General features: G+C 69.7%; 17 protein-coding genes. 16 read left to right on the top strand and 1 reads right to left on the bottom strand.

Features of this window, described 5'->3' with window-relative positions; all coding sequences use genetic code 11:
• Positions 1-6 precede the first annotated feature (6 nt).
• Positions 7-645 carry a DsbA family oxidoreductase gene (locus FE256_RS04995; protein ID WP_171024207.1) on the top strand — a complete coding sequence of 213 codons (639 nt, stop codon included), beginning with the start codon at positions 7-9 and terminating at the stop codon, positions 643-645.
• 107 nt (positions 646-752) lie between these two features.
• Positions 753-1,196: a nuclear transport factor 2 family protein gene (locus tag FE256_RS04990; protein WP_138173387.1), complete on the top strand. Its 444-nt coding sequence runs from the start codon at positions 753-755 to the stop codon at positions 1,194-1,196.
• On the opposite strand, the gene FE256_RS04985 is transcribed toward FE256_RS04990, so the two are convergent.
• A complete protein-coding gene (locus tag FE256_RS04985; protein WP_138173385.1) occupies positions 1,175-2,251 on the bottom strand; it encodes an alkene reductase in 1,077 nt (358 codons plus the stop codon). The genes FE256_RS04990 and FE256_RS04985 overlap by 22 nt on opposite strands.
• Before the next feature lie 147 nt (positions 2,252-2,398).
• Between FE256_RS04985 and FE256_RS04975 the strand changes: the two genes are divergently transcribed.
• The 14 genes from FE256_RS04975 to FE256_RS04905 all read left to right on the top strand — a co-directional run.
• Positions 2,399-3,718, top strand: coding sequence for a hypothetical protein (locus FE256_RS04975; protein ID WP_171024206.1), 1,320 nt, complete (start codon positions 2,399-2,401; stop codon positions 3,716-3,718).
• Positions 3,719-3,723: 5 nt separating this feature from the next.
• Positions 3,724-4,449, top strand: a complete 726-nt coding sequence (locus FE256_RS04970) for a PP2C family protein-serine/threonine phosphatase (protein WP_171024205.1) — start codon at positions 3,724-3,726, stop codon at positions 4,447-4,449.
• Entirely contained in the window at positions 4,449-8,441 is a 3,993-nt protein-coding gene (locus FE256_RS18095) for a hypothetical protein (protein ID WP_171024204.1), read from the top strand. The genes FE256_RS04970 and FE256_RS18095 overlap by 1 nt, the downstream gene beginning before the upstream one ends.
• A 138-nt stretch (positions 8,442-8,579) precedes the next feature.
• Complete coding sequence (locus tag FE256_RS04960) at positions 8,580-9,302, top strand: vWA domain-containing protein (protein WP_138173377.1); 723 nt, start codon at positions 8,580-8,582, stop codon at positions 9,300-9,302.
• Positions 9,303-9,354: 52 nt separating this feature from the next.
• A complete protein-coding gene (locus FE256_RS04955; protein ID WP_171024203.1) occupies positions 9,355-10,221 on the top strand; it encodes a protein phosphatase 2C domain-containing protein in 867 nt (288 codons plus the stop codon).
• On the top strand, positions 10,218-11,057 hold the full coding sequence (locus FE256_RS04950) for a hypothetical protein (RefSeq protein WP_138173373.1): 840 nt from the start codon (positions 10,218-10,220) through the stop codon (positions 11,055-11,057). The genes FE256_RS04955 and FE256_RS04950 overlap by 4 nt, the downstream gene beginning before the upstream one ends.
• Before the next feature lie 72 nt (positions 11,058-11,129).
• On the top strand, positions 11,130-11,771 hold the full coding sequence (pdxH, locus tag FE256_RS04945) for a pyridoxamine 5'-phosphate oxidase (RefSeq protein ID WP_138173371.1): 642 nt from the start codon (positions 11,130-11,132) through the stop codon (positions 11,769-11,771).
• A gap of 51 nt (positions 11,772-11,822) precedes the next feature.
• On the top strand, positions 11,823-12,173 hold the full coding sequence (locus FE256_RS04940) for a hypothetical protein (RefSeq protein WP_138173369.1): 351 nt from the start codon (positions 11,823-11,825) through the stop codon (positions 12,171-12,173).
• Between the two features lie 150 nt (positions 12,174-12,323).
• The gene (locus tag FE256_RS04935; protein ID WP_138173367.1) at positions 12,324-13,340 is read left to right on the top strand and encodes a LacI family DNA-binding transcriptional regulator; all 1,017 of its coding nucleotides are present in this window, start codon (positions 12,324-12,326) and stop codon (positions 13,338-13,340) included.
• A gap of 114 nt (positions 13,341-13,454) precedes the next feature.
• Positions 13,455-14,780, top strand: a complete 1,326-nt coding sequence (locus tag FE256_RS04930) for an ABC transporter substrate-binding protein (protein ID WP_138173365.1) — start codon at positions 13,455-13,457, stop codon at positions 14,778-14,780.
• Positions 14,780-15,745 (top strand): carbohydrate ABC transporter permease, encoded by a 966-nt coding sequence (locus FE256_RS04925; protein ID WP_138173363.1) that lies wholly within the window; start codon positions 14,780-14,782, stop codon positions 15,743-15,745. The genes FE256_RS04930 and FE256_RS04925 overlap by 1 nt, the downstream gene beginning before the upstream one ends.
• Positions 15,742-16,629 carry a carbohydrate ABC transporter permease gene (locus FE256_RS04920; RefSeq protein ID WP_138173361.1) on the top strand — a complete coding sequence of 296 codons (888 nt, stop codon included), beginning with the start codon at positions 15,742-15,744 and terminating at the stop codon, positions 16,627-16,629. The genes FE256_RS04925 and FE256_RS04920 overlap by 4 nt, the downstream gene beginning before the upstream one ends.
• Entirely contained in the window at positions 16,629-18,860 is a 2,232-nt protein-coding gene (gene yicI / locus FE256_RS04915) for an alpha-xylosidase (protein WP_138173359.1), read from the top strand. Before FE256_RS04920 ends, yicI begins: the two co-directional genes overlap by 1 nt.
• A gap of 256 nt (positions 18,861-19,116) precedes the next feature.
• Positions 19,117-19,782 (top strand): MBL fold metallo-hydrolase (locus tag FE256_RS04905; RefSeq protein ID WP_138173445.1); only part of this gene is annotated, 666 nt, incomplete at its 3' end.

The following is a 19,782-nucleotide window of genomic DNA, read 5'->3' as shown; positions in this document are numbered from 1 at the left end:
GGAACCATGCGAGAGAGCCGACCGATGCGGATCGAGGTGTGGTCCGACGTGCAGTGCGTCTGGTGCTACGTCGGAGATGCCCGGTGGAAGAAGGCGCTGGCGGACTTTCCCGGGGAGGTGGACGTGGTGCATCGATCCTTCGAATTGCAGCCCGGTTTCCCCGTCGATTTCGACGCTCGCGAATATCTCGAGGCCAACCGCGGAATGGATGCCGCCGAGCAGGAACGCGTGTTCGCCGCGATGAAGAAGACGGCCTCCGCGGAGGGGCTGGGGTACGAACCCGAGAGAATTCGCCCCACGAATTCGCATCTGGCGCTCGAATTGCTGCATTACGCGGAGACCGTTGGAGCGCGGGCGTCACTCAGCGACCGCCTCTACGCCGCGTACTTCGCCGAGGGGCGGCACATCGGCACGGTGGAGTCGCTGCTCGACCTCGCGGCCGACGTCGGGATCGACGTGGCATCCGCTCGACGGGCGCTGGAGTCGCGCGAGTTCGCGGAGGCCGTCGACCGGGATGCCGCCACGGCCCACGAGCTGGGAGCGCGCGGCGTTCCGTTCGTGGTCATCGACGGCGCCTATGCGATCCCCGGCGCGGTCGAGGTGGACCAGCTGAAGAGCATCCTCGCCCAGGTCGCGAACGCATGACGGCGTCGCCCCCGCTTCGCGATCTGAGCGGCGGGGTCGCCATCGTCTGTGCCGATGGCGCCTGCACCGTTCCCGAAATACCCGTGAACGACAATCGAAAGGACACCATGAGCGTCACCATCAGTGCCGACCTGCGATTCGAGGTCCTCGACCTCGTCTACCGGTACGCGACCGGAATCGACACGCGGGATTGGGACCTCTTCCGCACCGTCTTCACCGACGACGCTGAAGTCGATTTCGGCTTCGCGCGCTGGGAAAGCGGCGACGCTTTCAGCGCCTTCATGCAGGAAACGCACGACCCGGCCGGCCGGACCCTCCACCGCATGACCAACACCGTCATCACCGGGGTCGACCCCCTGACCGCTCGCACCTACGGCGACGCGCTCGTGCTCGAGGGCGACAACCTCGCGGGCACGATCGCGAACGCCTGGTACGACGACGAGACGGTCCGGACCGACTCGGGCCTGCGCATCCGTCGCCGCATCGTCCGCATGGGGTCGATGGTGAACGTCGGCCCGAATCTCGTCGCTCAGCCCTCGAGGAACGGGTAGTCCGTGTACCCGCGCTCGTCTCCGCCGTAGACCGAGGGCTGGTGCACCTCGTTCTCGTTGGCGCCCTGCTCCCAGCGGGCGACGAGGTCGGGGTTGGCGATCGCGGGGCGGCCGACGGCGACGAGGTCGGCGATGTCGTCGTCGATGGCCTGGACGGCCTCGTCGCGCGTCGTGACGACCGAGAAGCCGGAGTTCACGATGAACGTGCCGCCGAACGCGCGGCGGAGGTCCTGGATCAGCTCGCCCGCGGGGTCGGCGTGCAGCACGCTGAGGTACGCGAGTCCCAGGGGCGCGAGCCCGGCGATCAGCGCCTCGTAGGTGGCGCGGGTCTCGGCGTCATCCTTCTCCCACACGTCCTGGATGTTGTGGGCGGGCGAGATCCGGATGCCGACGCGACCGGCGCCGATCTCGGCGGCCACGGCCCGCGCGACCTCGATGACGAACCGGGCACGAGCCTCGGGAGAGCCGCCGTAGGCGTCGGTGCGCTGGTTCGACGCGGGGGAGAGGAACTCGTGCAGCAGGTAGCCGTTGGCCGAGTGGAGCTCGACGCCGTCGATGCCGGCATCCACCGCTCGACGGGCCGCGGCGACGAACTCGTCGCGCACGATGGCGAGCTCTTCCGTCGCGAGGGCGTGCGGCACGGGGAAGTCGACCTTCGTGCCGTCGGCGAGGCGGGTCGAGCCCTCGATCGCGATCGCCGAGGGGGCGACGATGCGGTCGGTTCCGGTGAGGAGCGGGTGCGAGACGCGTCCGCCGTTCATGAGCTGCATGAAGACGGCTCCGCCCTCGGCGTGCACGGCATCCGCCACCTTCGCCCAGCCGGCTGCCTGCTCGTCGGTGACGATGCCCGGCTGACCGGGGTACGCCCGCGACTCGGCGCTCGGGAACACGCCCTCGGTCACCAGCAGACCGATGCCCGCGCGCTGCGCGTAGTAAGTCGCGACGAGGTGCCCGGGGACGCCGTCGGCGCTTGCGCGCAGGCGGGTCATCGGGGCGAGCGACACGCGGTTGCGGACGTCGACATCGCCGACGGTGGTGGGGCTGAACAGGCTCACGCGGGGGTCCTTTCGAGGGGGAACGGGGCCGGCTCTCCCCAACCGAGGGTGCCTGGCGGCTATTCCCGCACGCAGTAGACGCGGGGACCCCCGATGGCGTCCCCGCGTCCCCCGTGAGCGATCTCGCCGTCACCCCCGGTTCCGCAGGTGGCGGGCGATCTCCGCCTCGATCTCGCGGCTCGACGCCACTCCGTACTGTTGCGCCAAAGTCGCCGCGGCCTGCTGGATGTTCGCCTGCGCGACGTTCACCGCCATCCCCGCGGCGAAGGCCAGAGCCTTCGCGACCTCGATGATTTTGACCTCGGGTACCTTTGCCATGGGTTCTTCCCCCTTCTCGCACTCGGGGCGAGTGCTGGGTCCACTGTCCGAGAATCGATGCCGCGCATTTTCCGGCGCGACCGGAAAGTCCCGCGCCGTCGTCGTCCAAAAATGGGCGACATGGATGCCACCATCAGCGCCGTCTCATCACCGCGCCGGTCTTCGTCGAACGGCTCCCGCGCGCAGTCCTACACTGATGCCGAGATGCTCGCCGGGGGAGCCGAGGGGGACCGGATGCACGCGGAAGCACCGCCGATGACGCTCGTGGTCGAGATGATGAAGGACGGCATCGAATTTCCGATTCTCGACGCCGAGGAATTCGTCGTGGAAGAAGGCGAGAGCTTCGAACTCGGATCGCTCGTCAATCGGAACCTCAGCCTGACGTACTCCCCCTTCCTGGATGAATTCGCCGCCGTGGCGGAGAACATCCCGCGCACCCTCCTCGTCATCAGCCCGCGGGGCCGCCTCATCCACATCTTCGTCGACCTCGGTCGCCATCACCGGGGACAGTTCGATGCATGGGTGGATGACAAGCAGCTCACGGCCGACCGGCCAGCGGAAGGCGCTGCACTCCACGTCGTCGAGCGGCACAAGCGGGACGGCTTCGTCCTGCGGTTGCGGCACAAGACCCAGGGCCGATGGTTACGCGTGACCGGGCGGTTCGGGGTGCGCGGCATTCCGACGCCCACCACGTGCTCGGAGGCGCTCGACTACCTGCGCGAGTACATCGTGCCGGAGGCCTCCGGGCAGGCGGGCGAAGCGCTCGCCGCGGCTCTCGACGCGTACGAAGGTGGCCGCCGCAGCTCCCGCGACGACCTTGTTCGTCGGACATCGGCGACGGCGGCATCCCGGTTCGCCATGTCCGAGGAGACGTTGAAGGATGCCACGAGGTACGCGTACCGGAAGGTGTTCGTCTGGATCGTCGGGAAACAGGTGAGGGTCCGGCGCCGCCCGGATCGAAAGAAATGGATGGACGCCCTGGCCGAACTCCACCTCAATCGGTTCGCGGCGCCCGGGGATTTCGGGGAGTTCCGCGAGAGCAACCGCATCGAGGGTCTCATCGACCTTGCCATCGCCCTCAGCGACGCCGGCGTCCTCACGCGTGACGACCTCGCGCACATGCTCGACGACGCGCCCGAGCGTCGATGATGCGCGTGCGCACGAGCGGTCCGGTGTCCGTGCGCGGCTCTCGTTTCGAGCAACAGGATGCCGCCGCCATCCACGCCACACCTCGGTTCGCCGTGGTCGTCGTCGCCGACGGAGTCAGCTCCTCGCCGGACGCGGGCGCGTGCGCCCAGGTCGCTGCGCGGTCCGCCCGCGACCATCTCGCGGTCTTCCCCGCCCACCGCCGTGACCCCGCGCCGTTCCTTCACTCCACGGCGGAGGCGGTCACGCAGGACCTCCGCGCTGCCGCCACCGCGGGCCGTGTGGATGCGCGTTCGCAATCCACCCTGGCCGCGGCCGTGGTGTTCCGCGGATTCTGCTGGGCCCTGAGCCTCGGCGACAGCCGGGTGGCGCTCGTCCGCGACGGACAGCCGATCGAGTCGACGACGACGCACCGCGCGGCATCGGCGTACGCGGACGGCCTCGGTCCACGCAGCACGTCCCCCGCGTTGACGCGATGGGTGTCCCCGACCGGCGACCGGGGGAGCCTCACGGTGCAGTGTTGGCGGCTCAGCCCCGGCGACGCCGTCCTGGTGACCAGCGACGGAGTCGACGAGGTTCTCGCGCCGTGGCGGGCGGCTCAGGTCATCGCCACAGCGAGCCGCGCCGAGCGTGATCCGGCGGAGATGGTGTTGGCCGAGATCGACGCCGTCGGCGGCGCCGTGGACAACGCAACGCTCGCCGTTATTTCGATCCCGACCGAAAGGATCCGTTGATGGCACGGAGGTTCCACACCGCCCCGAAAGGTTTCCATTCCGTGCGCCTGCGGACCGGGGGATGGGTGCATTTCGACGACTCCCCGGAGAACCGCATCGACGCGGAGCGGGCGGGGAGCGGTCTGTCGTCTCGAGTCGTCGAGGGTGCGTTCGAGGCGCAGTGGAGCGGGCCGGTGGCCGCGGCTGTGAAGATCGCCGACGGCGAGGACGGCGCGCGTCCCCGCCTCCGCACCGAGATCGCCGCCTACCGCAATCTTCATGACCTGCCGGTGGTGATGATGCTGGGCTACCGGAGACAGCGGCGAATGGACGTGCTGGTGCTCGAGCGCGGGATGTTCTCGCTCGACGCGCTGCTCTCGGCAGGTCCCACCGGACTGAGTCAGCTGGATCACCCCGTGGTGCGATCGAAGGTGGAGAGCGTCGTCGGCGAGGTCGCGACCATGGCCGGTGCGTCGCTGGTCCGCGTGATGAGAGCGCTCGCTGCCGCATCCGAGCCGGGTGTTCCGTCGCGTCACGGAGACATCCGGTTGGAGAACCTCCTCATGGTCGACCGCGACGGAGTGCTGCAGGTCGTCGTCGGAGACTGGGGCTCATCCGGACGCATCGTCGATGCCGACGCTGACATCGAGGCGGCCGGAATCGCCCTGTGGGAACTGCTGCATGGGGGTCATACCCCGTTCACTCTGGGAAGAGGAACGGCCGCTCTGCGACGCGACGATCCGCGTCTCTCGCGACAGCGGCACGAGCTCGTCCTCGACACCGATGCGTGCAATGACGCGGGAGCATGCGCGCTGGACGGCGCGCACGACGATTCGGTGCATGCGGCCGTGCACCGACTCGCGGTGGCGATCCTCCACTCCGGGCGGGGAGACGCTCCGCAAACGCGGATCGAAATCATCAACGGACCGCTCGCTCAGGATGTCGTCGACGCCGGGACCGATCTCGAGCGGGTGCAGCTCGACGGTGAACACCGGCCCCACCCTGCCCGCGCGTTGGATCGACTGATGGCGTTCACGGACGTCGCCGTCGCGGACGCTCACGGCAGGGGATGGATGCCGTCGGGTCCGCTCCCACGTCGTCGTTTCGGGGTCGCCGCACGGGCGCCCCGGGACCGTCGCGCCCTCGCGTCGCTTCGGCGCCTGATGGCGCCGGCGCGGCTCGGGGCACTGTTCACGGCCGCCGCGGTGGGCCTTGTCGTCGGCTTCGCCGCGAGTTCCGCGGCGACGCTGCCACCCGGGGGCGCGATCCCGTCTGCCGCATCCGAGCGGGCTGCCTCGCTCGCGGTCGGGGCGGCGTTCGCGATCCTCGGGCTCGTCGCCTGTGCCGGTGCAGGCATCCTCGGTCGGGGCGTGCCGCGTGGTCACCGCGCGCCCCTCCTGGAGCGGTGGTCGCCCGTGTCGGCCGCCGTCGGCTTCGCGACCGCCTCGATCGTGGTCGGGACTTGGGCAGCGGCATCCCTCTGGAGTCCGCCGACGCCCGCCGGCGTGTCCACCGGCCCGTGGCCGGAGGTCGTCGCTCTCGGCGCGGCGGCGGCGGCGGTCGGGGTGAACGCGCTCGTCGTGGCCGTGGTCGAACGCGAGCACTACGCCGCGCGTCTGCAACGGAGTCGACGGTCGAGGTGGTGGGTGCCGACCGCTGCCACCCTGGGGATCGCGATGACGGTCGCCGTCGTCGGGTCATCGCTGGGCGGTGCCGCCGTTCCGCCCACCCTCGCCGCCTCGGCGGAGACGCTGTACACCGGCATGCCCGGCGACGAGCCCGCGTTCTTCAATCCCGACGGCCTCGCGGTGGCCGAGGACGGCTCCATCGCGGTGCTGGAACGGTACGCCGACGAAGCGGACGTCGTGTGGATCAAGCGGCCCAGCGCACCCTGGATTCCCGAGGTCCGCATCCCCCACAAACGAGCCGGCGCCACGCCGACCGCGGAAGTGGCCGGGTCGCCCTTCGATGCCCTCGCCGCGACGCTCCCCGGGCTGACTCCCCCCGGCGGGGTGCCCGCAGGGGACCGGCTCACGTCCCTCAACGATCTGGGGTTCCTCGACCCCGGGCACCTCGCCGTCGTCGGCGCGGAGGGCGTGTCGGTCATCGACCTCACCCCCGAGGTCCCCGTGGCCCGGACCGTTGATGCCGCTGTCCGCGCCGACGCGTTCGATCGGGACGCTGCGCTCGTCGTCGTCGACGGCGGAATACTCCTCACGGACGTCGACGAGGAGGCCTTCGAGCGGGGACATCCCGAGGAAGTCGAGAAGTGGAAGGCGATGGCGTCCTGCCCGGACGCCTCCCCGTGGAGGCCCACGGTGGTGCAGGTCGTGAAGGTCACAGATCCGCTCGGCGACGCGCGAGTGGCTCCGCCGACATGGAAGGATCCCGCGTCGGGTGCGGATTGTCGGCGAAACTCCTGGAGCATCGTCGCCGACGGGTCGAGCGGCGCGGTGATCGAACGCACTCAGGACGAGTCGACCGGGTACTTGGCGTACCGGCCGTTGGATGATCGTCCGAGTGTGCGTCTCACCGACACGGTGACGGAGTATGTCGGTCCCGCGGTCGAGCACGGCGGGCGTCTGCTCGTGGAGTTCGCGGGCTGTCTGCAGGGGTTCGCCCTGGATTCGTCGATCATCCCCCTTCCCCGGGTCGCGGACCGTTCGTGGTACACGCCGACCGCTGACGACGACGTGTGTCGGAAGCCCGACGGAACGGCGGGCTTCATCGGCGCCGACGTGGACGCCGAAAGTAACCGGGGGCAGCAGGCGAGGGGCGGGTCGGACATCTCTTCGACCCAAGGCCAGCTGACGGACACCTGCGTCCCGCCGCGCGCGGGTGTGTCCGTCCTCGATCTCACGAGATGGGCTCAGAATCCCTTGGCGGTGAGACCTGACGGGTCGATCCTGCTCGCGGCACCCGCGGGCGCCGGCTGCAGTTCCGCGCTGTGGTCCCTGGACGCGAAGTCTTCGGATTGGATGCCGGAGGGCGGTGTCCTCACCGAGCGCAAAGGCGCGGAGGCGGCGACGATGCTCGCGGTGTCGCCCGAGCGGGTCGAGGGCGGTGCTGCATGGTTCGCTCCCGGGCACTGGGCGGTCCTGTCCGACGACGGGTCCTCGCGGTACCCGTGGTCGGGCGCGACGTCGTCCTACCGTGCGCTCACCCCGCGCGTGATCACGACGTCAGACGGAACCGTCGGCGCCTTCGGTGCCTACTCGCCCGACCTCCCGCCGGACATCGACCGCACCAAGATCGTCATCGACTGGGACAGCGTCGACCTCGGCGACTTCGAGATCGACGTACCCGGCATCCGGGATCTCGCCTCTCCTCGCAGCTCGGAAGGCGACACGAACACGGTCGTGCTGGCGCTGTGCGACGGGATCTTCTCGTTCGACCCCACTCAGCTGGGCGCTGCCACGGAGACGACCGGATGGTTCGCGCCGTCCGCGGACGCGTTCGGGCGTATCGCCGGCGATCCGGATCGAGTCGTGTCCGGGGAAGCCTCCGCTCCCGACTGCGGAGTTGTTCCCACCGAGGCCCGGGACGCTCACGGCGAGGTCGCCTTCCCCCTGCGTCCGACGGCTGTGGACGCCGTGGTGATCGGGGATGCCCTAGTCACGGCCTACGCCGAAACAGCGATATTTGCAGAGAAGCGGGTGTCGCGCGTCCGCATCGTCGACCCGAGCGCGGGGCTCCTGGGAACGGTGCCGGGCGACGTCGCCTACACGCTCGGCTGCGACGAAGACCCCGCGTACGACGGCACCTGCCTCGGAGATCTCGCACCTCTCGGTCTGGAGGCATCCGACATCGCCATCTCCGACGAGGGCGTCGTCGCGGTGAGCACCGTCTCCGCCGCCGGGTGGGGTCCCGTGCTGCTGTTCACGGACGGGGAACGGCGGGTCGTTCGACTCGACCCCGGAATGCTGGCATCCGGTGTCGCCTGGAGCGGTGACCGTCTAGTAGTCACCGACGCTGCGCGCGGCGACGTCGTCGCCCTTTCGTTCTCGGACTGACTTTCCGACGGCGCCGGAAGAACCGGACCCTCTCGAGCGAGACGCTGAGATCACCCCGAAGGACCGCGGTTCCTCGGGGAGCGGCGCCGCAGTGGCGCCGTTTCAGCCGGGCGATGCCCCTCGTCGAAGGAGTCCGAAATGTCCACCCACACCGATTACGCCCCGCCGGTCGACGTGCCCGTCAGCGCACTCGTGCCGGTGTGCTTGCTGGGCGACACGAGTAGTTCGATGGCCTCCGGCCCCGGGCCCATCTCGCCGATCGCCGCACTCAACGCGGGCCTGACCTCCCTCATCTCGACGCTACAGATCCACCCGGAGGCGGCCGACACCGCCGTCGTCGAGATCATCCAGTTCGCCTCGACCGCGTCCGTGGTCATGCCCTACACCCACGTGGACGCCGCCGCCACGCCCCCCGTGCTCTCGGCCAGCGGTAGCACCGGATATGGCGAGGCGTTCGCTCTGGCCCGTCGCGGCCTCGAGACTCTCGTGGCCGCCCACCGCTCCACGCTCGTCTACCGCCCGACGGTGTACATGATCACGGACGGCGGGCCCACCGACACGGGGTGGGAGAGCGAGCTGGACACCCTCTGCAGCCTTCCGTACGCTCCGAACATCTGCGTGTTCGGTGTCGCCGGCGCCGACGAGGCCGTCCTTCGTCGCATCGCTCGACGGGATCGTGGCATGGTGTGGCTCGCCGATCAGGGCACCGACCCCGCACAGGCGTTCGCGGCTCTCTTTCCCGCGCTGGTCCGCACCGTGCTGAACTCGGCGTCGGCCGCCGCGGCGGGGGCGGCGGTCCCGGCCCCCATCCCGACCACCGTGCCCGGCATGACACAGCTGGATGTGGTCTCCGGTGCGTAGCAAGCAGACTCAGGAAGCCGGGGGGTCGCGCGCGGCGCGGCCCTTCGGGCCCATGCAGCGCCTGTTCGGGCGTCCGCACTCGATCTCGACCGAGGTCGTCCTGCCCGAACGCTCGGCCGCGGCCACGCCCGCGTCCATCCAGGCCGACTACGGCACGATCGTCGGGACCGATGTGGAACTCCGTGCCGCGAGCGTTCGCGGGCTCTCCCATCGCGCCGATCCGGGGCACGTGCGTCAAGACTCGTACGCCTGGGCCACGTCGGACGACCGCCTCTTCGTGGCCGTCGCTGACGGCGTGGGGTCCGCCTCGCACAGCCAGATCGGCGCCTGGACGGCGACCCGCGCGGCCGTCGAGTTGCTCTCGTCCGGTCTCGGCGACCCACGAACGCTGGGTCGCGTCGTGGCGGCGCGAATCGGCGCCACGGCACGCGACCTCGGCCTCAATCCCGCCGCCCTCGCCACCACACTGACCGTGGCCATGGTGCGGATCGGCGACGCCGACGCCCCCTGGCGCGTCGCGGTCGCCGAGTGGGGGGACTCGCGCGCCAGCGTGTTCACGCCGGGCGAGGTCGTCGAAGGACATCCGGCGTGGCGACGCGTCACGGCGGAGACCGCGGCCGTCCTCGCCAACGATGTCCCCGCGCTCCCGCTGCACGTCGAGCCCACCGCTCGAGGCACGGCGATGCTGGTTCCCGGAGACGTGCTCCTGGTCGCCACCGACGGCATTGACGCGCACCTCCGCGCCGAGAATCCCGTGGGTCACGGTCTCGGCCACTCGTGGACGCGCCCGCCCTCGATCGCCCAGTTCCTCTGCGACGTCGACTTCGAGCGAGTCGGGGCGCGGGACGACCGCACCGCCGTGGCCATGTTCCGTCCCGCCCGTACCGGCGAATCCGATCTCGTGGGCGGTGAGAAATGATCGGGCTGCGCAAGGCGGCGGCGGTCCGGGTCGATGATCTGGGTCTGCTCCCGGCGGACCCCGCTTCTGCGGCCTCGGGATTCGAGGGATCGGTCGTCCCGTGCACTGAGGTCTCCTTCCTGGCCAAGATCTACACCCGCCCGCGCAGCGGGGCCGAGGCCGCAGCGATCCAGCGACTCATCGACCTGAAGGAGTACGACCTTTCACCCGTGGACCGGGAGTTGGCCGCCCGCTCCTTCAGTTGGCCCGCGCATCGGATCATCGACGGACAGGGCGACACCGTGGGTGTGCTGATTCCGCGGGCGGAACCGAGGTTTTCGTTCCCGTTCCAGGGCGGGTGGCACCTCCTCGAGGGGCAGCATGTGGCGCGGGCCACGAGCGTGGCCGGGACCTTCACCGCCGAGCAGCGCCTTCGGTTCGCGCGGGACCTCGCCACCGCCTGGGACGTCCTCGACCGGCACGGACTCGTCTACACGGACGCCAACTCCCGCAACATCCTCTTCGCGACCTCGGGCGACCCCTCGACGTACTTCCTCGACTGCGACGGCGTACGTCGTCACGACGATCCCACGCTCGAGTTCCGCACGCAGCCCAACTGGAGTGATCCGCACGGCACCGGGGCCTCCATCCAGAACGACAGATACCTTCTCGCGACGTGGCTGCTGCGGATCCTCGCCGCGCAGATGGTGCGACCCCAGCCGGGACCGACGGATGCCGACGCGCTCCCTGCCATGACGCGCCGTTCGAAGGTGCGGCATCTCGTCGCCCACGGGCTCGGACCGGCGGGGTCCCGTCCCGCTCCGGCGGACTACGTCGCGGCCTTGGGGGGTGAGTGAACGGGACGGCGCGCGCCCGTCCCCGCCCGGCCGTACGATGGTGCCTCCCGCGACCGATCCGGAGGCCCCGCGATGACCGAGAACCCCCTCGCCCACCGGCTCGACTACACACTTGCCGAACTCGACGACGGCGCGATCGCCGCGTCTCCAATCGCGCTGTTACAGCAGTGGCTCGCCGATGCCGCCGACCTGCCCGAACCCAACGCGATGGTGGTGTCGACGGTGGATGCCACCGGCTCACCGACCTCGCGCACCGTGCTGCTGCGCGGCATCGACGACGACGGCGCGCTGTGGTTCTTCACGAACCGGGAGTCGCGGAAGGGGCGCGCGCTCGCGGAGAACCCGTCGGTGTCGGCGCTGTTCCCCTGGTACGCGCTGCAGCGGCAGGTCATCGTCCTGGGCGCGGCGACGCCTTTGCCTGCCGAGCGCGACGACGCGTACTTCGCGTCGCGTCCGCGCGGGTCGCAGCTGTCGGCCTGGGCGAGCGCGCAGTCGCAGCCCGTGGCATCCCGAGCCGCCCTCGAGGACGCCATGGATGCCGTCGAAGCGCGCTTCGCCGACGACGCACCCGTGCCGCGGCCACCGCATTGGGGTGGCTACCGCATCGAGCCGCGCGAGATCGAGTTCTGGCAGGGCCGCCCGTCGCGGCTGCACGACCGGATCGTGTTCACGCGCGAGGGCGATGAGTGGGCGGCGGAGCGTCGTCAGCCCTGACCGGCCGTTCGTCGGGGTCGCGGGATCGCCCGTGGCGGGATACCGTCGAGTATGGCCCTGCAGCTCTGGCGGCGGATCGCGATCGCCGTGATCCTCGTGGGCGGTTTCGCCCTCTACTGGGCGTCGCTCGCCTTGGAGTGGGACACTCCGCTGTGGGCGCTGCCGGTCGGAGCTGTGGTCGCCCTGGCCGCGGTCTCGCTCCTCTCGACCCGTCGTCGCGCGCCGTCCCGTCGCGGTGAAGACCTCTACGCGTCGGACGCGTACAGCGACATCTCCCTCGGACGGGGGCGACCGCGGCATCCGCACCGCGACACGAAGCCGAACGCCCAGTTCGGGCCGGCTCTCCCGATGGACCCGATCGCGGAGGCCATCCAGCGGCGTCGGGAGTCGGACGAGCGCTGAGTCATTCGTCCCCCGCGTGCCCGGCCCTCGGTGGGAGGTGCCCTTTTGTTGCCCGCGCCAACTTACCTCTTGCGCTCGACGGCGAACGTGGTCTAACTTTGCTGTCGAAGCGCTTCTGGGAAGCGCTTCGACAGCTACGAAGGAGTCGCTATGGCAGGGATCGACGAGGTCGCCCGCGCTGCGGGCGTGTCGATCAGCACCGTCTCGTACGCGCTGAGCGGCAAGCGTCCGGTCTCGGCCGATACGCGCCGGCGCATCCAGGATGCCGTGCAGCAGTTGGGGTACAGCCCCAACGCCGGAGCACGGATGCTCGCCGGCAGTCAGACCAACATCTTCGCGCTGTCCGAGCCGCTCCGCGCCGACAGTCACGCGCCCAGCCACATGGCGTTCATGCACGCGATGACCGTCGCGGCGCGGCGCAAGGAGTACGACATGCTCCTTCTCACCGACGAGGACGCCTCGGCCGGGATGAAGCGCGTCGCCGCGAGCGGACTCGTGGATGCCATCCTCGTGCTCGACGTCGCCCCCGCCGACCCGCGCGTCGCGATCGCCCGCGCGAGCGCGACGCCGACGGTGTTCGTCGGCATCCCGAACGAGCACGACGAACTCGTGTGCGTCGACCTCGATTTCGAGAGCGCCGCCGTCCAGGCCGTCGACCGGCTCGCCGACGCCGGGCACCGCGAGATCGGGCTCATCGGCGGGTCTCGCCGCGCGTACGAGAAGTCGAACTTCCCGCCCCGTGTCCGCAGCGCCGTCCTGGAGCGGGCGACCGAACGCGGGATGAACGCCACCGCAGTGGCATCCGGTGAGGTCGTCACCGACCGCGATCTCGTGCGCCGCTCGGTGCGCGCGTTCGTCGGGGCCGGGGTCACCGGGATCGTCCTGCACGCGCCCGAAGAAGTGCTGCAGGTGATGCTCGTCGAGCTCGCCGCGCTCGGCAAGAGCGTGCCGAACGATGTGTCGATCGTCTCGGTCGGCAGCAGCTTCGACACGGACGCCCTCGCCACCCCGGTCGACTCGATCCCGCTCGTCCCGCAGAACTCGTGCGAGCTCGCGGTCGATTTGGCGATCGAGCTCGTCGCCGGGCGCCCCGTGGCATCCGGCCTCCATCTCATCCCGCCGACCTATCTCGAGCGCGGCTCCGTCGCCGCGCCCGGCTCCGCCTGACCCGCCCAACTCGACAGCCTGTGCCGTTCGCCCATAATCGAAGCGCTTCGACACATCCGCCTCCGCTAGCGGACACCCCTGAACCAGCGGAACACAGTGAAAGGAGTGCCAACGATGGCACGCACGAACGCCCAACGACGCGCGACCCGAGCCCTCTCGGTCGTCGGCTCCATCGCCGTCGCCGCCCTGACCCTCGCCGCCTGCAGCGGTGGGGGAGGCGACAGCGGATCCACGGACGGCGAGGGCAAGACCCTCACCCTGTGGCACTACGAAGGCGCCGACAGCGCCATGGCGAAGGCCTGGAACGCCGCCGTCCCGATCTTCGAGGAGAAGACCGGTGCGACGGTGAAGATCGAGGAGAAGTCCTTCGAGCAGATCCAGAAGACGGCGAGCCAGGTGCTCGACACCGACGCCGCGCCCGACCTCATGGAGTTCAACAAGGGCAACGCGACCGCGGGCTTCCTCGCGAGCACCGGGCTCATCGCCGACATCAGCGACGCCGTCACCCAGTACGGCTGGGATGCAAAGCTCGCCCCGTCGCTGCAGACGACGGCGAAGTACTCCTCCGACGGCGTCATGGGCGGCGACACCTGGTACGGCGTGCCCAACTACGGCGAGTTCGTCGGCGTCTACTACAACCTCGACGCCTTCGCCGCGGCGGGCCTGGAAGTGCCCAAGACCTACGACGAGTTCGTGAAGGTGCTCGACGCCTTCGTCGCGAAGGGCATCACGCCCCTCGCCGAGGCGGGTGCCGAGTACCCGCTCGGGCAGCTGTGGTACCAGCTCGCGCTGAGCAAGGCCGACCGATCGTGGGTCGACGATTACCAGCTCTACAAGAACCCGGTCGACTGGAAGGGGTCCGAGGTGACCTACGCCTCCGACACCCTCAAGGAGTACGTCGACAAGGGCTACATCGCCAAGGACGTCTCGTCGGTGAAGGCCGAGGACGCCGGCGTCTCCTTCATCAACGGCACCTCGCCGATCTTCGTGTCGGGCTCGTGGTGGTACGGCCGCATGGCCAGCGAAGCCACGACGTTCGACTGGACGCTCGCGGCCTTCCCCGGGTCGAAGCTCTCGCTCGGCTCGTCGGGCAACCTGTGGGTCGTCCCGGAGCGTTCGAAGAACAAGGACCTCGCCTACCAGTTCATCGACATCACGATGAGCCCCGAGATCCAGGCGATCATCGGCAACAACGGCGGCGTTCCCGTCGCGGCGAACACCGCCGACATCACGGATGCCAAGAGCAAGGAGCTCATCGACACGTTCAACGGCGTGCTCGCCGACGACGGCCTGTCGTTCTACCCCGACTGGCCCGCTCCCGGCTTCTACGACGTGCTCGTGCAGGAGCTCCAGGGTCTCGTCACCGGATCGCAGGATGCCGCGACCACGAACGCGAACCTCGGCAAGAAGTACGACGAAGGCACGGCGGACTTCCGCTGATGGCCCTCCTCACGCGTCCGGCTGCTCGGGTGGCACTCCCGCCCGAGCAGCCGGCCATCCCCCAGCGCCGCGGCGGCACTGCCGGCTACTGGCTGTACCTGCTGCCCGGCTTCGTGCTGCTGCTGGTGATCGTGATCGTGCCGCTCGTGTGGAACGTGTTCCTCACCTTCACCAAGTGGCGCGGCGTCGGCGACCCCGAGTTCATCGGGCTCGAGAACTGGGCCAAGCTGCTCACCGACGACGACTTCTGGACCTCGTTCACCAACTCGGTGTGGATGGTCCTCGCGATGGTCGTCGTCCCCACCGTCGTCGGCCTCGCGGTCGCGGCCCTGCTCTTCGACGTCGTCGGCCGCAAGTTCGGCGGCAAGGTCGGCAGCTTCCTCCGCGCCACCTACTACCTGCCGCAGATCCTGCCGGTCGCGGTGGCCGGCATCGTCATCGGGTGGATCGTCCGCCCCGGCGACACCGGCGCGCTCAACCAGATCCTGGGCGGGCTCGGCCTCCCCTCGTATGACTGGCTGGGGCAGATGCCCTCGGCGCTCATCGTGCTCATGGTCGTGCTGGTCTGGGTGCAGATCGGGTACCCGGTCGTGGTGTTCATGGCGGCGCTGCAGCGCGTGGACCCCGAGCTCTACGAGGCCGCCGAACTCGACGGCGCCAACTGGTTCCAGCGGTTCACCGCGATCACGATGAGCATCATCCGCCCCGAGATCTTCGTCGTCACCCTCACCTGCACGATCGCCGCGCTCAAGGTGTTCGGGCCCGTGTACGTCATCACGCAGGGAGGTCCGGCGGGATCGACGATCGTCCCGGCGTACTACGCCTATCTCGAGTTCTTCACCAAGCGGAACGTCGGCTACGGCGCGACGATCGCCACCGTGCTCACGATCGTCGTCGTCATCGTCTCGATCGTGTTCATCCGGGTGCAGACCTCGCTCGAACGCAAGGAAAGGGCGGGACTATGACCACCACCGCCGTCATCACCACGGGACGTCCCCGGCGCCGCGGAGGACGCGGCGGCATGACCCGTCGCCGCCCCGTCGACTGGCTGCTGCTCGCGCTCGTCGTCGTCGGCGCGCTGCTCGTGCTCGCGCCCTTCTACCTCGTGCTCGTCAACTCGTTCAAGTCGCCCGTCGACTACGCGACCTCGGGCCCGCTCGCCCTTCCGCAGCAGCTCGACTTCGGCGGCATCGTCGACTTCTGGAACCGCGTCGACTTCCCGCGCAAGGTCGGCAACTCGATCCTCATCTCGGGCGTCGTCGCGGTGCTCGCGGTGCTGATCTCAGTGCTGAACGCCTTCGCGATCGGCATCGGGCGCGTCCGCGGACGCACCGGGATCGTGCTGCTGTTCCTGCTCGCGAACCTGCTGCCGCAGGAGGCGCTGCTGTACCCGCTGTACTACATGTTCAAATCCGTGGGCCTGTACGACAACGTGTGGTCGATCATCATCGTCTTCACCGTGGTGCAGGCGGCGTTCGGCACCTACCTGCTGTCGTCGGTGTACGGCACGTTCCCCCGCGAGATCCTCGAGGCCGCCGCGATCGACGGCGCGAGCCGCTGGCAGATCCTGTGGCGCGTGATCTTCCCGATCAGCCGCCCGACGCTGTCGGTGCTCGTCATCTTCTTCTTCATCTGGACGTGGAACGAGTTCCTGATCCCCCTGACGTTCCTGGCATCCAACGACAACCAGACCGTCCCGGTCGCGATCAGCGTGCTCCAGGGCGACCGACTCATGGACGTCACCACGATCAGCGCGTCGGCCCTGTTGGGCATCATCCCGACGCTCATCTTCTTCCTCATCTTTCAGCGCACGCTCACACGCGGCATCACGGCAGGAGCAGTCAAGTAATGAAGTTCACCGATGGGTTCTGGCTGATGCGTCCGGGCGTCACCGTCGACTACGCCGCCGAGGCGTACGACATCGGCCCGACCGACACCCCCGATGGTCCGGGGTTGGTCGTGCACGCACCGACGAAGGTCATCGCCAAACGCGGCGACGTGCTCAACCGCACGGTCCTGACCGTCACCCTGTCGTCTCCGCTCGAGGGGGTCGTGCGGGTCCGCGTCGTCCACCACGCCGGAGATACCCGTGCGACGGGGTTCGCACTCCCCGGCGCCGCGGCCGGCGGCGGTTCCGTCGAGGTCACCGACAAGGGGGGCGCCCTCGCGACCGGTGGTCTCGTCGCCCGCGTTGCGCCCGGCGCCCCGTGGGACCTGTCGTTCGAGCTCGACGGGACGCGGCTCACCGGCAGTGGCATCCGATCACTCGGTCGGGTGAGCCTCGCCGATGGAGCCGACGTCGAGACCGGCGTGATCGGCAACGCCGGCGCCGACACCGGAGTGCCGGCCGCACGCCACTACCTGCACGAGCAGCTCGACCTGGGCGTCGGAGAGACGATCTACGGCCTCGGCGAACGCTTCGGACCCGTCGTGAAGAACGGCCAGACGGTCGACATCTGGAACGCCGACGGCGGCACCTCGAGCGAACAGGCGTACAAGAGCGTGCCGTTCTACGTCTCGTCGGGCGGCTACGGCGTGCTCGTCAACGACTCAGGACACGTGTCGTTCGAAGTCGGTTCTGAGAACGTCGAACGCGTGCAGTTCTCGGTCTCGGGCGGGGTGTTGGAGTACTTCGTCATCGCCGGTCCCACCCCGAAGGACGTTCTCGAGCGGTACACCGCGCTTACCGGTCGCCCGCCCGTCGTGCCCGCGTGGTCGTTCGGCACGTGGCTCACGACATCGTTCACCACCGACTACGACGAAGCGACCGTGAACTCGTTCATCGACGGCATGGCCGAGCGCGACCTGCCCCTCTCGGTGTTCCACTTCGACTGCTTCTGGATGCGCGAGTTCAACTGGTGCGACTTCACGTGGGACGAGCGCGTGTTCCCGGACCCGGATGCCATGCTCCGCCGCCTCCACGATCGCGGTCTGCGCGTGTCGGTGTGGATCAACCCGTACATCGCGCAGCGCTCACCGCTGTTCGCCGAGGGGGCCGAGAACGGCTACTTCGTGCGTCGGCCGGATGGCTCGACGTGGCAGTGGGACCTGTGGGTGCCGGGCATGGCGCTCGTCGACTTCACCAACCCGGATGCCGTGCGGTGGTACCAGTCGTCCCTGCGCCGGCTGATCGCTCAGGGCGTGGACTGCTTCAAGACCGACTTCGGCGAGCGGATCCCCACCGACGTCGTGTGGCACGACGGCACCGACCCCGAGCGCATGCACAACCTCTACGCGCAGCTCTACAACGCCGCCGTGCACGAGGTGCTCGTCGACGAGCGCGGCGAGGGCGAGGCCGTGCTCTTCGCCCGGTCGGCGACCGCGGGCGGGCAGACGATGCCGGTGCACTGGGGCGGCGACAATTCTTCGACGTTCGCGTCGATGGCCGAGACCCTGCGCGGCGGGCTGTCGCTGGCCTGGAGCGGGTTCGCGTTCTGGAGCCACGACATCGGCGGCTTCGAGGGCACGCCCGACCCGGCGGTGTTCAAGCGCTGGGTCGCGTACGGGATGCTGTCGTCGCACAGCCGTTTCCACGGATCGGACTCGTATCGGGTGCCGTGGGCGTTCGACGACGAGGCCGTCGAGGTCACGCGGCTGTTCTCCCGGCTGAAGCTCCGGCTGATGCCGTACCTGTACGCGGCGGCGCGCGAGGCGGCCGTGAGCGGCGTCCCGATGATGCGGCCGATGGCGCTGGAGTTCCCCGACGACCCCACGACCCTGCATCTCGACCGGCAGTACATGCTCGGCCCGGACCTGCTCGTGGCGCCCGTGTTCTCGGCATCCGGTGACGTCAGCGTCTACCTGCCCGCGGGGGAGTGGACGCACCTGCTGACCGGGGAGCGCGTGACCGGCGGCGGGTGGCGGCGCGAGCAGCACGGCTTCGACTCGCTGCCGCTGTACGTGCGGCCCGGGGCTGTTCTGCCGTGGGGTGCGCGCGACGATCGGCCCGACTACGACTACCTCGACGGGCTGACGCTGCGCGTCTTCCCCGGCGGCGAGGGCGTGGCCGAGGTGACGGTGACGGCGCCCGACGGGCGGACGGAGACGTTCCTGGTGGATCGCGCGGAGGTGACGGAGTGACCCCCGGCGTACGCTGACGGCATGCTCGTGGTCGGGTCGATCGTCATCCGCGTCGATGATCTGCACGCCCAGATCCGGTTCTGGTCGGCGGCGACTTCGCGCTGCTGCACTCGGCCGACGGCACCGGGCCGAACCTGTCCCTCGACGCGCGGCGGTCGACCGAGGTGGAATGGGACGGCAGGCTCGCCGACGCGGACTACGTGATCCTGCAGGACCCCGAGGGTAACCGGTTCTGCGTGATCGACGCGGCTCCGTGATGGTTCCGCTCCGCGAGGTGGCACCGGGTGTGCTCGTCGCCACGAGCCGCGTGATGCAGACGAATACGACGGTGGTCGTTGAATCCGGTCGGGCGCTGCTGATCGATCCGGGATGGATGCCGGACGAACTCGACGCGCTCGCCGCGGCGCTGCGGAAGCGGGGACTGACGGTCGCTGAGGGGTTCGCGACCCACGCGCATCACGACCATCTTCTGTGGCATCCGTCGTTCGGAGACGTGCCGCGGCGGGCGTCGGGGCGGAGTTCCCCGCCGGGACATACGGCGGTCTGGCTGCCGGGGCCGCGGGTGCTCGTCGCCGGCGACATGCTGAGCGATGTCGAGCTGCCGTTGCCGTTCGATCCGGACGACGTTCCGGCGTACGAGAGGGCGCTCGACGTGCTGGAGCCGTACGCGCGGGCCGCGCGGGTCGTGATTCCCGGGCACGGATCGGTGGGTTCGGACGCGCTGGCGCGGCTGGCGGCCGACCGGCGGTACCTCGCCGACGTGCGGCAGACGGCGGAGTCGTGCAACCCGGTGCCCGCCCTTCTGGATGCGCCGGCCCCCGCGCGGCCGCGCATCCGCGCGCCCTCGCCCGCCCGCGCGGACGCGCCGACGTGCGGTTTCAGAACGGTGCCGGTTCGTGTTCATGGTCGGTCGGGGGTGGCG

It is taken from the genome of Microbacterium sp. 5K110 (assembly GCF_005774735.1).
GTDB lineage: Bacteria > Actinomycetota > Actinomycetes > Actinomycetales > Microbacteriaceae > Microbacterium.
The sequence above is the reverse complement of the archived record's forward strand: the minus strand, read 5'-3'. Positions and strand labels throughout refer to the sequence as shown.